Here is a 14,406-nt window from a genome sequence, read left to right as displayed (position 1 = left end):
AAAAAAGATAAAGGACTTAGGCTGAAAAGCTTAAGTCCTTTTTTCGTGTCCATCGCCCAAAAATCGAGAACCGCCCGCGCGGTATTTCCCGGATTTTTTCAGACAGCCCCTACCCCAAACATCCAAACCATTTCTTGATCTTCAGCGCCATCAGTTGCCGTCGTTCCGCAAGAAATTCCTGATACTCCATGACGTTGCCATCGATCATGCGTTCCGGAATGCAGTTCATGCGCAGGTTATCAAGCAACTCCCGACGAGTCGTGATGCCACCGTACTTTTTGCCTCCGTCCTGGACCTGCTCGACCAGTTCCGCGAAATAGATCGCTGGTGCCTTGGCTCCGATGGCAATATTGATTTCGCTTTGAGCGATCACGAAGTTGGCGATCTGGTTGTAGCCGCCCCGCGTCAGACCCGCATCCTTGAGAAATTTTTTTGGATAGATGTGATGCACGTCGGCCCGGTTCAGCAACAGATCGATCACGGTGATGTCTCGCGAAAGAAATCCCAAATCCTTGAACTTGACCTGGGCCGCCTGATAGCAACGGAAATACGGGCTGATGCTCGACGACGTGTCCATGAATTGCGGTAGCATGCCTGTCCAGAAACTGTCGGGCAATTCGTTCGTGATGACCGCTTCCGTGTAGGACGATATCCCACGGGCTTCTATCTGGCGGATATCGAGATCTATGGTTGTCTCGGGCGCTCCGCTGCTGTACCGGCCGCGCAAAATGGACATGGCGAACCAGCGGCGGATCACGCGTTCCAAATCGTCGGCCGGCATGTTCTCGGCCCGGCCCCGCAAATACAAAATGTAGGCGAAGTTGACGGCGTTTTGGCTGCCGATGAGACTGCTGATGATAAATCCCGCTGAACGCAGGATCATTGTCAGGCGTTCAAAGTGGGTCCTATTGACAAACGCGAGGATGCCCGTCTTGAGCTTGCGGAAGGATTCCTCGGCAATTCCCTCCTCGTATTGCTTGGTTTCAAAATTACGTCCGGAAAGCAACGCCACCAGATCTTGCAATTTGCCCCGGCCAAACTCCGATGTGAAGGCGACCCGCAGCATGTCCGTGTACGTTGGATCATAAATGTCGTCGTTCACATCGGCGATCCATTTCATCTTATCAAAAAATTCGGAGCGGACGAATTCAAGATCGCCGTTCTTGATCTTGGAGAGGAACTCCGGCGCAACGGCCAAGTGACAGAAATAGTCGATGGCCTTGCGCAGCATGTTGCCGCCATAGGTCTCGTTGACGGCGATTTTGGACATGGCGAAGTCCGCCTGGGACAGAGGCGTGCCCGCCGAATTCACGCGGATGAAAATTTCGGTGACAATCTCGATGTCCAGATCTTCGGCCAGTTCGATGATGCCCACATGATTGTGGATAATGCCGCGCAGTTTCTCAATGATTTCGAAAATATGCTCTTGGCATGCATCAGGATTGGCTTGGCAATAGGCTCCCACCAAAGGAAAAAGCTTGGCAGCGGGCTCAAAGACCTTGGCCACATCCGGAATCCAGGCCACGTCCTTGCGAATGGCCGGGTTGGCCACTTCAAAGCGCTCTTCCTTGGGATTGAACGCAATGTGGATGTGTCGCGTTTCGTAGTCGTCCGTCAAAATTTCCTGCCCCAGGAGCGCCGCCATCAGAGCCGTGACACGCTGCTGCCCATCGATGAGGATGCGCTTTCCGGTCGAAAGGGAGCCGTCCTTGAGCTTCACATTAGGGTTGCGCCAAGCGATCAGATAACCCACGGGATAGCCGTGATACAGCGAATCCAGCAGGTTACGGACCTTGGTCGGTTCCCAAACAAAGGGACGTTGGATTTCAGGAATGGCGATTTCGCCAGACTTGACATACGCCAACAGGGTTTCAATGGGATGCGGCGTGACGGAATAGCGTTGCGTTGCCATGGGGAGTACCTTTACTGCATGGAGCATGATCTGTTTTAAAACTCGTGGACACGGCGTTTCCGCTACGGGAAAACGTCCCGTGACGTAAACCCACGATGCGCCTCGGCCAGCGGGGTCTTGTTTACCCATGCTCCACAACCTGTCCAGCCGCATACTCTTCTCGACTCTTTTGCACCTGACCCGTCCGGGTAGGATACGCGCCCTTCAAGAGAGACCTCGCGGCCGTCCTTGGACCTGCGGAAGGCAGTTGGGGGCCGTGCCCATGGGGTTCGCCTCCTTGCCCCTCACGCCTTCAAGTATGGCGCGGCCAGTTCCAACACGCGCAGCGCCTCTTCGTCCTTGCCGTGCTTGATGCAGCCCTGGGCATACAGGCGGACTTTTTCGCGTAGCCCCGCGATAACCAGCGCGTGCTGCTCCCTGGTCAGGGCCGTGGTTTCGAGCAGATCGAGGATGGCGTAGACACGATACAAATCAAGGCCAATGATTCGGCGCGAAAGCTGATCCGCGTGGCCGCCGGTCTTGATGGTCAACGCCTCGGGAACAAGGCCCACCGGATACCGCGCGCCGACCCGCAGCCACAGGGCGTAATCCTCGCAGGCCGGCAGGCGTTCGTCGAACGGGCCCAGTTCATTCCACAGGGCGCGGGAAAACATGACGCAGGAAGGACTGATCAGGCACAATTCCAGGGAGCGTCCCAAAAACCATCCCGCCTGTTTGGCGTGCTTGCGGCATGGATTGACCCGCACGCCGTCGCGAATCCAGATTTCATCGGTCTGGGAAATCTCCATTCCGCTTTCGCGCATGAAGGCCACCTGCCGCGCGAGCTTGTCCGGCAGCCAAGAATCATCGGAGTCCAAAAGCGCGATACATTGCCCGGAGCTGGCCGCTATGCCCTGGTTTCGGGCAGCGCTGACCCCTTTATTTTCCTGGTGCATTCCCGTAAGCCGGGGATCGCCGAATTCGGCCAGGACCGCGGCCGTGTGGTCCGTGGACCCGTCGTCGATCACGATCAGCTCGAAATCAGTCCAGGTCTGGGCCAGAACGGACGCCACGGCCCGGCCAAGCACATCCGCCCGGTTATGGGTGGGAATAATCACGGAAATAAATGGCATGCGGAGTATCCAGGTTGTCAATGTGCGGTGGTTCAACGCCACCGCCTGGTATGGAATGTACCTGAGCCGGCTTCTGCTGGAAGCCGGGCACGAAGTGCTGGTGCTGGGTCTACCGGGCACCCTGTCCGCCCGCAAGGGCGAGGACTGGGGGTTGCCCCTGCGTCTTTTGCCCCTGAACACCACCACGCCCTGGGGGCTGGCCGGACTGTACGCCGAGCTGAGGCGCCTGACGCGGGAATTCAGGCCCGATGTGGTCAATTGCCACCGGGGCGAAGGCTTCGTGCTCTGGGGGCTGCTCAAAAAGGACCTGGGCGGCTTCAAGCTGGTGCGCACCAGGGGAGATCAGCGCCTGCCCAAGGCGAATCCCGTCAACCGCTGGCTGCACAACACCGTGGCCGACGCGGTCATTGCCACCAATTCCCGCATGGCCCGCCATTTTCAGGACACCTTCCAGACCCCGCCCACCAAGCTGCATCGGATTCTGGGCGGCGTGGACACCGCCCTGTTTTTTCCGGACCCGGCCGCCCGCGTTCGGATCAGGACAGAATTGGGCTACGCGGACACGGATTTCGTGGTCGGCCTGCTGGGCCGGTTCGACCGGGTCAAGGGCCAGTTGGAGCTGATCCAGGCCGCAAGCCGCCTGCGCCGCGCCGGCATGACCAATCTGCGTCTCCTGCTGCTGGGATTTGACTCGGCCACGCTTGAGACCACGGTCCGCGCCTGGATCGCGGAGCACGGCATCGAGGACATCACCCACATCACCGGTCGGCGGCCGGATATCGCCGCCTGCCTGAACGCCCTGGACCTGGGCGTGGTCGCCTCGTTGTGGTCCGAAACCATTGCCCGAGCGGCGCTGGAAATCATGGCCACGGGAGTACCTCTGGTTGGCACGGACGTCGGGGTCATGCCCGACCTGCTCGAACCCGAGGCCATGATGCCGGCGGGCGATATCGATGCCCTGGCCGCGCGCATCCGCTCCGTGGCCGAAAACCCCGTCATGGCCGATCGGTTGCGACACGGGCAGGCCAGACGCATGGCCAGTCTTTCCGGGCAGGCGTTCCTGGCTCGAACCTTGGAGGTGTACGCATCATGATCCGTGTCGCCCTGATGCTGCCCAAGCTCGGCCGCTACGGCGGGGCCGAACAGTTCGGCTACCGTTTGGCCGAATATCTGGCCGGACCGGGCGCGGCCGAGTTCGACGTGACCTTCATCTGCGCCAAACAGGACGGACCAGCGCCCCAGGGCGTGCGCGTGGTGCGCGTCGGCCGTCCCCTGCCGGGCAAGCTCGGCAAAACCCTGTGGTTCGCCCTGGCCGCCGAAGTGGCCCGACGCCAAGGGCGGTTCGATGTCAGCATCGGTCTGGGCAACACCGTTTTTCAGGACATCACCCGCCTGTCCGGCGGACCGACGCGGCTGTTCTGGGACTATTCCATCCGGGCCTGGCCCCGGGGTTGGCCGCGCCGGCTCAAGACCATGTCCCGCCGGCTCTCGCCGGGCAAACAGCTGGGATGCCTGATCGAACGGTTGCGCATGCGCCACAGCCAGGTATTGGTGGCCAATTCGGAATTCGTGCGCGATCTCTCCGCGCGGGCCTTTCCGTTTCTTGACGCGGACGCCATCCGCGTCATCCACAATCAGCCGGATTTACGTCGCTTCACACCGGGCGACCCCGCCCACAAGCCGGACCTGCGCCGTCGCTTCGACCTGCCCGTGGACGCGGAGCTGATCGTCACGGCCGGCACCAATTTCCGCCTCAAGGGCGTGCACGTCCTGATCCAGGCCCTGCCCCTGCTGCCAACCTCGTTTCATCTGGCCGTGGCCGGAGGTCGCGGCAGTCGCGACTTGACGGCCCTGGCCAAAAATCTGGACGTGGCCGGACGGGTTCATTTTCTGGGCCGGGTGGACGACATGCCCAGCCTGTACCAGGCCGCCGATATCTTCGCGCTCAATACGTTTTATGACGCCTGCTCCAACGCCGTGCTCGAAGCCCTGGCCTGCGGGCTGCCGACCATGTCCACGACCAGCAACGGCAGTTCCGTGTTCCTGCGACCGGAGGCCGTGCTCCCCGACCCAGCCGACGCGGCCGAACTGGCCCGACGCGTCCAGCTTCTGATCCACGGCGGCGCCACGGGACGAAGCGACTTTTCCCCGCCGCGCGGTCTTGAACCCTACGCCGATCTGATCCGGAGCCTGGCATGACCGATCTGGCCACCTTTCAGCCCAGGCGCATCCTGGTTTGCCAGCTGCGTCAAATCGGCGACGTGCTTCTGACCACGCCTTCCATCCGTCTTCTGAACGAACGTTTCCCGGACGCCGCCATCGACGTCTTCACCGAAAAAAAATGCCTGCCGGTCCTGGAGCACAATCCCCGTCTGCGCCGGGTTTGGACAGTGGACAAAAAGGCACTGCCCACGTTTTTTCATGAACTGGCCTTCTACGCCCGCATTGCCCGCGAAAACTACGATCTTGTCGTGGACTTCCAGCAACTGCCCCGCTGCCGTTTCGTGACGCTCATGAGCCGGGCCAGGGTCCGCCTGAGCTACCCGCCGCCCTGGTACAACCGCCTTCTGTACACGCACTGGACGCCGCTCTGCGGCGGCTACTCGGCCAAGCACCGGGCCAGCATGCTGGCTCCCCTGGGCATTGCCTGGCAAGGGGAATCCCCGGAGATATTTCTCACCGAGGCCGAAACCGCCTGGGCACGCGCCTACCTGGATGGATTGGGGCTGGAGCCCGGCGCCTTCGCCACCCTGGACCCGACCCACCGCCGCGTGACGCGACGCTGGCCGGCCCGCCATTATGGCGCCATGATCGGCCACGTCCACGCGGCCCGGCCGGACCTGCGTTTCCTGATCCTTTTTGGACCCGGCGAACGGGACATGGCCGCCGAAGTTCTGAACCACTGCCCCGCTCCCGAGGCCTGCGTCCTGCCGGACAATGTCATCGGCCTGCGCCAGATGGCGGCCGTGCAATCCCTGGCGAAACTGCATGTCGGCAATTGCTCCGGACCACGCCATTTCGCCGTGGCCGTGGGCTGCCCGACCCTGACCATCCTGGGCGCCACCAGCGGCGCCTGGAGATTCCCCTCGAACGCGCACCACGACATCCACGCCGATATATCCTGCCGTCCCTGCAACCAGAACACCTGTTCCCGCAAGGATCTCGCCTGCCTGGAAGGCCTGGCCCCGGAAGTTGTCGGCCAGCGGGTGCTGGACATCTGGGCCACCCTGCCCTGATCGTCGCAAAACGGATTTCAAGACCAGGCCGCGTGGCCGGCCTCGCGCCGGCGCCGCGGCCTGGAACGGTTTATTCTCCGGACGCGGACACGCTGGCCGTGGCGAAACGAATTCCCCGCGCCCGCAAGGCGTCCTTGCCGCGTCCGGTCAAATCAGAAATGAACCGAAATTGCTGGCTGGAATCAACAGGGTAGGCCTTCAGCCGATACCAGGTCCCCCAGGGTTTTTCCTGGACGATGACGGCGATCGGATCGTCGTGAAAAATATACGGACTGGTCAGGGCCACGTCTTCCAACAGACGCCTCGCTGTCCGGCTGTCATGATCGGGATGGAGATAAAAATCCGCGACGCACTGCAACCGCGCGTCGCCGTTGTTCGAATTGGAAACAGGTTGCGTCCACAGCAGGCCATGGGGCACCAATACCCGGTCGTCGTCCGGCGTCACGATCTCCACCGTGCGCAGTCCGATGTGCCGGACCTCGCCGTACACGCCGCCCACCGAAATCCAATCCCCATTGCGGTAATTCTGTTCCCCGATGGACACGACCCCGGCGATAAGGCTGCTGGCGTAGTCCTTGAGGGCAAAACCCAGGGCCAGGCCGACGGTGCCGAGCACGGCGACCATGTTCCGCATGGACGGCTCGATCAACAAGGGCATGGCCAGACCCAGGGCCATGACGATGATCAGCAGCCGGATAAAGGGCACCAGGGCGAGCACGAACAGGCGCCGGCGACCAGGAAGCCGGTTGGCGAGCAGCGGCACGACCCGCTGCGCGACGAGCACCAGCACTATCGCGCCGACCACGATGGCCGCCAGTTCCCAGGCCATGTCCGAATTCAAGGTCTTGAATATCCGTCCCAATTGTTCGCCGTCCGCCATGATTTCGTGCTCCGTGCGGAAATGGGGCCAGGCCATCGACACCGGCGTGGCCCGAAATGGTTCCCAAGTTCATATTCCAACATGCCGGCGCCCGCCGGGGCCGCGCCGGATACGCGCCTAAAAATCATCGACCAGATAGCCGTGCGACCGAAGCAGGCGACGGACAGCCGCATACGCCGATTCCCGAACCAGCCAGCGGTTGTCCTCGTTGCGCATCAGACCGGCGCGCTCAAGCCGGTGCAACAGCGCCGCGCTCTTCCAGGTCGCCCAGGGCAAAAGCTCCGCCACAAGATCTTGGCGCATGCCCCCATGGATGAGGGCCGCATGCAGGGCCAGGCGCGTTTCCTCGCCATCCCCTGTCGGGAGCACCGGGTCCGGGGGCATGTCCGTCACCCAGACCCGATCCTCCGGGGTCTGCCCGTCGGAAGCGCCAGAAACCTCTCCGTCCCGCGCGGCACCGTCGGAATCGGGCTCCGAACGCAGACGCCCGCGCCACGTGTGCGCGGCCAGGGCCACATTGCCCCGGCAATACGCCGCGAGTTGGAAAAACTCCTCGGGAGGCGCCTTCTCTTCCGACGGGACGGAAAAAATATCGCGGCCATTGGCCGCGTTGCAAAAATGCACGGACCCGGCCGCTCGCGGAGCGACCATTGCCGCGAAAAGGCACCGCAGGCGCTGGGCGTCAAAAGCCTGCAAGGTCAACTCCCGGCACGACACCGGCGCGACACGGCGCAGATACGCCCAGGACCAGCTGTCACAACCCAGCACTCCCGTCCCAAGCCCGCCCTCGGCCACGAGAGACAACAACTGACGGACCAACCCCAGCCCCCGGACATGGCGCAGGAAACACGCTTCAAGGCATGGCAGCACCCAAGGGGTGCCCGCGCGGGGCCAGGCGGCAAACCAATCGGAATCAGTGTCGAAGATCTGATCCATGGACGGCGCGGGCACGAGGGTCGCCCCGCGCAGGCGGGCAAAGAGCGTCAGCAGCTCCGCATGCCCGGCAAAAGGCTGGCCGACAACCATGCAGGCGCGGCCGGGTTCGGTGGTTCCGGGCCAATCGTCAAGGGCCACGGACAATGCCCGGGTCGCGTCATCCCAGGGCAAGGGGCGCACCAGGGTCGACATCCGGCGCGGCGACAGATGGTGCAGGTCCGCCTCCTCCTTCACGGGCGTCTCGTCCCTGTCCGCCGGGCGGCGAAAAAAATTTCTGAAGGCCGTAACGCCCCGCGCCACGGCGCTTCCCACGGAAAGCACGGGCACGGCATAGGCGGACAACGGAACAAATTCCCACAAGGCGCGGTCCTCGTCACCCTCGCGCGCGGAACACGGATCGACATGCGGCGTTCCGGATACCTGGCTCGACATCACTCCTCCGTCATCGCGCCACCATTGGTTGAGCGTCCTCCCCGAACCGCACCATGCAGCCGGAGTCCGACCCGGGGGCATCCACCGCATGAACTACCAGGGCGTCCCGACGCCCCCCGCCGCCATGGGGGGAACACACCCTGGCCCGACGCATCAGAGCGGTGGCTGCTGCTGGAGATACATCGGCAGGGAGACGGCGGCCCCCTTGAGACCCAACTTGCGGCGGATGTTTTTGCGGTGGGTCTGCAAGGTCTCGAAAGATATTCCCAATTCCTCGGCCATGGCCCGTCCCTGCCAGCCTTGCTGGATCAAGCGGCAAATGTCCATTTCCCGTGGCGTGAGCAAGGCGGCCATGGGCAAGGACTCGGGAGGGGCGTCGCTCAAATCCGCGATCCTCTCCTCCAGCGCGGACTTGAACGCCTCCCGGACCAACGGAGATTCTTCCCGGGCCATGCGGTCCACGGTGGGCAGCAATTCCTCGCGCACCTGCTGCACCAGATCCTCCTTGAGTTCCTGTTTTTCCTCCTCGGCCGTGAGCAAGACCTGCTTCAGGGCGATGTTCATGCCGGCCACGGCCCGACGCGACTTTTCCAGATCCCGCTCCAGGGCCATGCGCCCGCGCAGGTCGCGCAGCATGAATTGATACAGGCGCACTCCGCCGGCGCTCAGGCAACGCACCTTGAGCTTGACCGGGGCCAGGTCGCCCTCGCGGTCCAGGGTGGTCAACAAAACACGCCAGGAGGCGCCACGCTTGAGGCTTCCGGTTCCCTCGCGAACGTGGTCCCGGTCCCGAAGATGCACGATGGACAAAAAATCCCTGTCGGTCAGGGGATGATCGACGTCCAGGGCATAAAGACGGTGGGCCTTGCGGTTGGCGGCCAGGATGCGCAAGGCATCGTCGGTGAGGATGATGGCGTCGCGGGCATCGTTGAAGACGGCGTTGAACACGGCGTAATCAAGCGAAGCGGCCGTTGGCGCGGGATGGACCTGGGCCTCGGTCTTTTCGAGAATGCCCAGATTGGGAGTCAGGGACAGGTGGACGACGAAGCCGCCAGCCGGGGCCAGGGCTTCCGGAAGGGGGACAAGACGCGCGGTCAGGCGGTCTCCGGACGAATCCGGTGGCGCGAGCGCGGTTTCAGTCTCCAGGCTTCTGGCCAGATTGGCCATGGTCCATCCGGCCAGACCAAGAACCTCGGCCAGGGGCCGGCCCATGGTCCGGGACCAGCGCCGGCTTTCGTCGTGAACGCGGACAACCGTGCCGGCTGCATCGCAAAACAGAATGGAGGTTGGCATGGAAGTTCCTTGTATCGTGTGAAAGGCGCGACAGGCCGTGACACGAAAACCGGGACGAGCGCCCAACCGGGCCAATGCACGGATTGCGGCTCCGTCGCGAGGGGGAGCCAGGCGGCCCGCCCCGATCAAGCCGGATCACGGACAAAGAACGACGCCAAAAAAACGGGGCGGCCAAGAACTGTCGGCCGTCGGTCCGCCCCTTGTCGGAGCGGACCGACGGCCAGGGCGCGAATGCGTCCCGACCCAGGAATACGGCGGGGTTAGCGTTGCGTGGCCAGGGATCTGGCGATGGAATAGCAGTAATCGCCGATCTTCTCCAGTCGGGCCAGCAGGTTGATAAATGTCAGGCCGCCCTCGATGCCGCAGGCCCCGACCTTGAGACGTTCGATGTGCGCGTCGCGCATGGTTTCGCGCATGGCGTCGATGGTCGATTCCGCCTCCTCGGCCCGTTTCGCCAAATCATGGGGCGGATTGATCAAGGCCTCGGTGACCATTTTCAAGAATTCATCGACCTTGGTCGAAATGATGAACAAATCACCCATGGCGTTTTCGCTGAACATGAGCTCCTTGTCGACAATATCCTCGCACAAAAGTCCCAGGGCTTCGACCGCGTCACCAATCCGCTCGAGATTATTGACGATGCGGATCTGCTCGGCAATGTCCGTGGAGATTTCCTCGTTGATCTCGCTTTGCATGGTCTTGGCCAGAAAAATCGAGATGGCCTTATGCACGTCGTTGATATGCGCCTCGAACCGTTGCCGCATCCGGACGGTGCGGTGGTCACGCCGTTCCAGGCCGTCCAGGGCGTTGGCGTAGGCGGCATTGACCGTGATCGACAAACGGTGGATTTCGCCGCGCACCTGGGCCAGGGCGGCCACGGGATTGTCCTCCACATGCTGGTCGAAGACAGGCATGTGAAAAAGATCGTCGCCAGAGGTCTGGTCCTTGGGCGAAAGCCAGGTGCCGACCCGAATCAATGCCGGCAGGAAAATAAGAAAGACGACGGCATTGGTCAGGTTGAACAGGGTATGTCCGTTGGCCAGAAAACGGCCAACATGGGGATATTCACCGCCGACCTGCATGTCCCAGGGCTTGGCGGCTGTCAGGTGCATGCTCGTCCATTCGACCCCTTGCAAAAAATAGGGAAAAATCAGGAGCATGATGCACACCCCGATCACATTGAACATGGTGTTGGACCGGGCCGCGCGGTGGGAATCGATGTTGCTCGACCCGATGGTGGCCAACTCGGCGGTGATGGTCGTGCCGATGTTCTCGCCCAGGACCAGGGCCATGGCCGAAGGAAAATCAAGCAGACCCTGGGTGGCCAGGGTCATGGTCAGACCCACCGTGGCCGAGGACGATTGCAAAATCATGGTCAAAATGCAGCCCGTGGCCACGCACAGAAGCATGCCGCCCGTGGACGAGGCGTCAAACTTGGTGAAAAATGCAATGAACTCGGGATCGGAGCGCAAGGGCTTGAGGCCGTCGCCCATGACCGTCATGCCAAAAAAAAGCAGGCCAAATCCCAAAATGACTTCACCGAGATAGCGGTATTTCTTGCGCGGTGAAAAATACTTGAGCGGCACCCCCAGGGCGATGGCCGGTAGGGCCAGGCTGGACAGCTTGAAGGCGATGAGCTGGGCGGTCATGGTCGTGCCGACGTTACAGCCAAGCATGACCCCGACGGCCTGGCTCAGACTCATGAGCCCGGCCGAGACAAAGCTGATAAGCATGACCGTGGTCGCCGACGAGGATTGGACAATGGCCGTGACGGCCGCGCCCGTGACAAACCCGACCACCCTGTTGTCGGACACGGCCTTGAGGACATTGCGAATCCTGTTGCCGGCGGCCATTTGCAGGCCTTCGGTCATAAACTTCATGCCCAGGATAAAAATACCAAGGCCGCCCAGGGTCTGGATTAAAACGGAAAGCATTACGGGTATCCGGTGAGGTTAGAAGGTAACAGTCCGGTGACAGCACCAAAAATTCGCCCCTCTGTAGAGGATGTTCGACATCAGGAAAAGTTTTTTTTGCGAATCGAAAACTGTTCCGTGTCATTTACGTGACGAGACGATTTTCTTCCTGATTTCGAGCGCTTCGCACCTCTTCCCCCTCCCCGTGAACCCAAAACCGGGCCGGCTCTCCAAAGACCGGGTCCCGCCCTAATTCAGCCTGCCGGTTGCACAATTTCCCCGGCGCTGGCAAAAAGGCGGCATTCAGAAATCGATGTTTTTCATCCGGAGGGTCGTCATGGAAAAACAGACCGCCTTTGTTCTTTGGTTCAACGAACTCGGCATCGACGATGTGTCCCTGGTCGGCGGCAAAAACGCCAGCCTGGGCGAGATGTACCGCAACCTGACGCCCAAGGGCGTAAAAATTCCCAACGGGTTCGCCATCACGGCCCACAGCTATCGCCATCTGATGGCCGCGTCCGGCGCCATGGACAAGATCAAGGCCATGCTGGCGGGCCTCGACACCCACGACATGGACAATCTGATGGAGCGCGGCAGCCGCATCCGGTCGCTGATCCGCAACCTGGAAATCCCGGCCGACCTGCAAACCTCCATTGTCGCGGCCTACCGCAAGCTGGAAGCCGAATACGGCCCGAACGTGGATGTGGCCGTGCGCTCCTCGGCCACGGCCGAGGACCTGCCCGACGCCAGTTTCGCCGGACAGCAGGAGACCTACCTCAACATTCGCGGCCCGGAGGAATTGCTCGACTCCTGCCAGCGCTGCTTCGCCTCCCTCTTTACCAACCGGGCCATTTCCTACCGCCAGGACAAGGGCTTCGACCATTTCTCCATCGCCCTGTCCATCGGCGTGCAGAAGATGGTCCGTTCGGACCTGTCATCCAGCGGAGTCATGTTCTCCATTGACACCGAAACCGGATTTCAAGACGCGGTGTTCCTGACCGGGGCCTGGGGACTGGGCGAAAACGTGGTCCAGGGCGCGGTCAACCCGGACGAATGGTACGTCTTCAAGCCAACCCTGCGTCTGGGCTTCAAACCCATCATCATGAAGCGCACCGGCGGCAAGGCCATCAAGATGATCTACACCACCGACGCCAAGGCCCCGACCAAGAACGTGGCCGTGCCCGAGGAGGACCGCCGCCGCTTGGTGCTTGGTGATGACGAGGTCGTGGCCCTGGCCCGCATGGCCTGCACCATTGAGGAGCATTACAGCGCCCATCGCGGCCAATTCACGCCCATGGACATCGAATGGGCCAAGGACGGCCACAGCGGCGAGCTGTTCATTGTCCAGGCCCGGCCCGAAACCGTGCATTCCCTGAAAGACCGCGCCAAGCTCAGAAAATATGTCTTGAAGGAAAAGGGCGAAGTGCTGGTCGAAGGGCAATCCGTGGGCGAACTCATCGGCCAGGGGCCGGTCCAGGTCATCAAATCCGCGCAGATGATTCATGCCTTCCGCAAGGGCGAGGTCCTGGTCACGGACATGACCGACCCGGACTGGGAGCCAATCATGAAAATCGCCTCGGCCATCGTCACCAACCGGGGCGGGCGGACCTGCCACGCAGCCATCGTCAGCCGGGAACTGGGCATTCCGTGCATCGTCGGAACGGGCAACGCGACCATGAAACTGGCCCAGGGAGAGGCGGTCACGGTGGACTGCTCCGAGGGCTCCATCGGCACGGTCTACAAGGGCCTCGTGCCGTTCGAGATCCAGGAAACGGACCTGGGTGCCCTGCCCAAGCCCAAGACCAAGATCATGATGAACCTGGCCAGCCCGGAGCAGGCCTTTGAGAAGAGCTTCATCCCCAATGACGGCGTGGGCCTGGCCCGCGAGGAGTTCATCATCAACTCCTACATCAAGATCCACCCCCTGGCCTTACTCAACTTTGAGACCCTGCCCGACGAGATTTTAAAGCGCGCCATCGCGGACATGACCTCCGGCTACGCGGACAAGGCCGAATTCTTCGTGGACAAGCTGGCCGAGGGCGTGGGCATGCTGGCCGCCGCCTTTTACCCCAAGCAGGTCATCGTGCGCCTGTCGGACTTCAAGTCCAACGAATACGCCAACTTGATCGGCGGCAAGCTCTTCGAACCGAGCGAGGAAAACCCCATGATCGGCTGGCGCGGGGCCTCGCGCTACTATTCGAAGGACTACAAGGAGGCTTTCGGCCTGGAGTGCCGGGCCATGAAGAAAATCCGCGAGGACATGGGCCTGACCAACGTCGAGATCATGATCCCCTTCCCGCGCACCGTGGAGGAAGCGAAAAAAGTCATCGAAACCATGGCCGAATTCGGTCTCAAACAGGGCGAGAATGGCCTGAAAATCATCGGCATGTGCGAGATTCCGTCCAACGTCATCCTGGCCGAGGAATTTCTGGAAGTCTTTGACGGCTTCTCCATCGGCACCAACGACCTGACCCAGCTCATCCTTGGCGTGGACCGCGACTCGGCCCTGGTCGCCCACGTCTATGACGAGCGCAACCCGGCGGTGAAGAAGTTCGTCAAACAGGTCATCGAAGTCGCGGTCAAAAAGGGCAAGTACATCGGCATCTGCGGCCAGGCCCCGAGCGACTATCCGGAGTTCGCGGAATTCGTGGTCGAATGCGGCATCCAGTCCATGTCATTAAACCCCGACACG

10 protein-coding genes are annotated in these 14,406 nt (G+C 61.8%); 4 read left to right on the top strand and 6 right to left on the bottom strand.

Going from position 1 to position 14,406, the window contains the following annotated elements; all coding sequences use genetic code 11:
• Positions 1-109 precede the first annotated feature (109 nt).
• Entirely contained in the window at positions 110-1,912 is a 1,803-nt protein-coding gene (locus EOL86_07025; GenBank protein ID NCD25327.1) for a DUF262 domain-containing protein, read from the bottom strand.
• A 284-nt stretch (positions 1,913-2,196) separates the two neighbouring features.
• On the bottom strand, positions 2,197-3,024 hold the full coding sequence (locus tag EOL86_07020) for a glycosyltransferase family 2 protein (protein NCD25326.1): 828 nt from the start codon (positions 3,022-3,024) through the stop codon (positions 2,197-2,199).
• On the opposite strand from EOL86_07020, the gene EOL86_07015 reads away from it, so the two are divergent.
• The 3 genes from EOL86_07015 to EOL86_07005 are packed head-to-tail and all read left to right on the top strand — an operon-like array spanning position 3,014 to position 6,260.
• A complete protein-coding gene (locus EOL86_07015; GenBank protein NCD25325.1) occupies positions 3,014-4,117 on the top strand; it encodes a glycosyltransferase family 1 protein in 1,104 nt (367 codons plus the stop codon). The two genes, EOL86_07020 and EOL86_07015, sit on opposite strands and share 11 nt — an antisense overlap.
• Positions 4,114-5,223 carry a glycosyltransferase family 1 protein gene (locus EOL86_07010; protein ID NCD25324.1) on the top strand — a complete coding sequence of 370 codons (1,110 nt, stop codon included), beginning with the start codon at positions 4,114-4,116 and terminating at the stop codon, positions 5,221-5,223. The genes EOL86_07015 and EOL86_07010 overlap by 4 nt, the downstream gene beginning before the upstream one ends.
• Entirely contained in the window at positions 5,220-6,260 is a 1,041-nt protein-coding gene (locus EOL86_07005; protein ID NCD25323.1) for a glycosyltransferase family 9 protein, read from the top strand. Before EOL86_07010 ends, EOL86_07005 begins: the two co-directional genes overlap by 4 nt.
• 70 nt (positions 6,261-6,330) lie before the next feature.
• Here the strand turns inward: EOL86_07005 and EOL86_07000 are convergent, their stop codons facing one another.
• From EOL86_07000 to EOL86_06985, 4 genes are all read right to left on the bottom strand, one after another.
• Positions 6,331-7,140 (bottom strand): mechanosensitive ion channel, encoded by an 810-nt coding sequence (locus EOL86_07000; GenBank protein NCD25322.1) that lies wholly within the window; start codon positions 7,138-7,140, stop codon positions 6,331-6,333.
• Between the two features lie 117 nt (positions 7,141-7,257).
• Positions 7,258-8,508: a hypothetical protein gene (locus tag EOL86_06995; GenBank protein ID NCD25321.1), complete on the bottom strand. Its 1,251-nt coding sequence runs from the start codon at positions 8,506-8,508 to the stop codon at positions 7,258-7,260.
• A gap of 153 nt (positions 8,509-8,661) precedes the next feature.
• Positions 8,662-9,801, bottom strand: coding sequence for a PAS domain S-box protein (locus EOL86_06990; GenBank protein NCD25320.1), 1,140 nt, complete (start codon positions 9,799-9,801; stop codon positions 8,662-8,664).
• 260 nt (positions 9,802-10,061) lie between these two features.
• Complete coding sequence (locus tag EOL86_06985) at positions 10,062-11,735, bottom strand: Na/Pi cotransporter family protein (GenBank protein NCD25319.1); 1,674 nt, start codon at positions 11,733-11,735, stop codon at positions 10,062-10,064.
• Between the two features lie 316 nt (positions 11,736-12,051).
• On the opposite strand from EOL86_06985, the gene EOL86_06980 reads away from it, so the two are divergent.
• A partial coding sequence (locus EOL86_06980) for a phosphoenolpyruvate synthase (GenBank protein NCD25318.1) occupies positions 12,052-14,406 on the top strand: 2,355 nt, incomplete at its 3' end.

This window comes from Deltaproteobacteria bacterium (genome assembly GCA_009930495.1).
Classification (GTDB): domain Bacteria; phylum Desulfobacterota; class Desulfovibrionia; order Desulfovibrionales; family Desulfomicrobiaceae; genus Desulfomicrobium.
This window is presented reverse-complemented; position numbering and strand designations above follow the sequence as displayed.

Coding starts and splice junctions, on each gene's coding strand:
- EOL86_07025 (NCD25327.1), bottom strand. CDS start 1,912: ATGGCAACGCAACGCTATTCCGTCACGCCGCATCCCATTGAAACCCTG.
- EOL86_07020 (NCD25326.1), bottom strand. CDS start 3,024: ATGCCATTTATTTCCGTGATTATTCCCACCCATAACCGGGCGGATGTG.
- EOL86_07010 (NCD25324.1), top strand. CDS start 4,114: ATGATCCGTGTCGCCCTGATGCTGCCCAAGCTCGGCCGCTACGGCGGG.
- EOL86_07005 (NCD25323.1), top strand. CDS start 5,220: ATGACCGATCTGGCCACCTTTCAGCCCAGGCGCATCCTGGTTTGCCAG.
- EOL86_07000 (NCD25322.1), bottom strand. CDS start 7,140: ATGGCGGACGGCGAACAATTGGGACGGATATTCAAGACCTTGAATTCG.
- EOL86_06995 (NCD25321.1), bottom strand. CDS start 8,508: ATGTCGAGCCAGGTATCCGGAACGCCGCATGTCGATCCGTGTTCCGCG.
- EOL86_06990 (NCD25320.1), bottom strand. CDS start 9,801: ATGCCAACCTCCATTCTGTTTTGCGATGCAGCCGGCACGGTTGTCCGC.
- EOL86_06985 (NCD25319.1), bottom strand. CDS start 11,735: ATGCTTTCCGTTTTAATCCAGACCCTGGGCGGCCTTGGTATTTTTATC.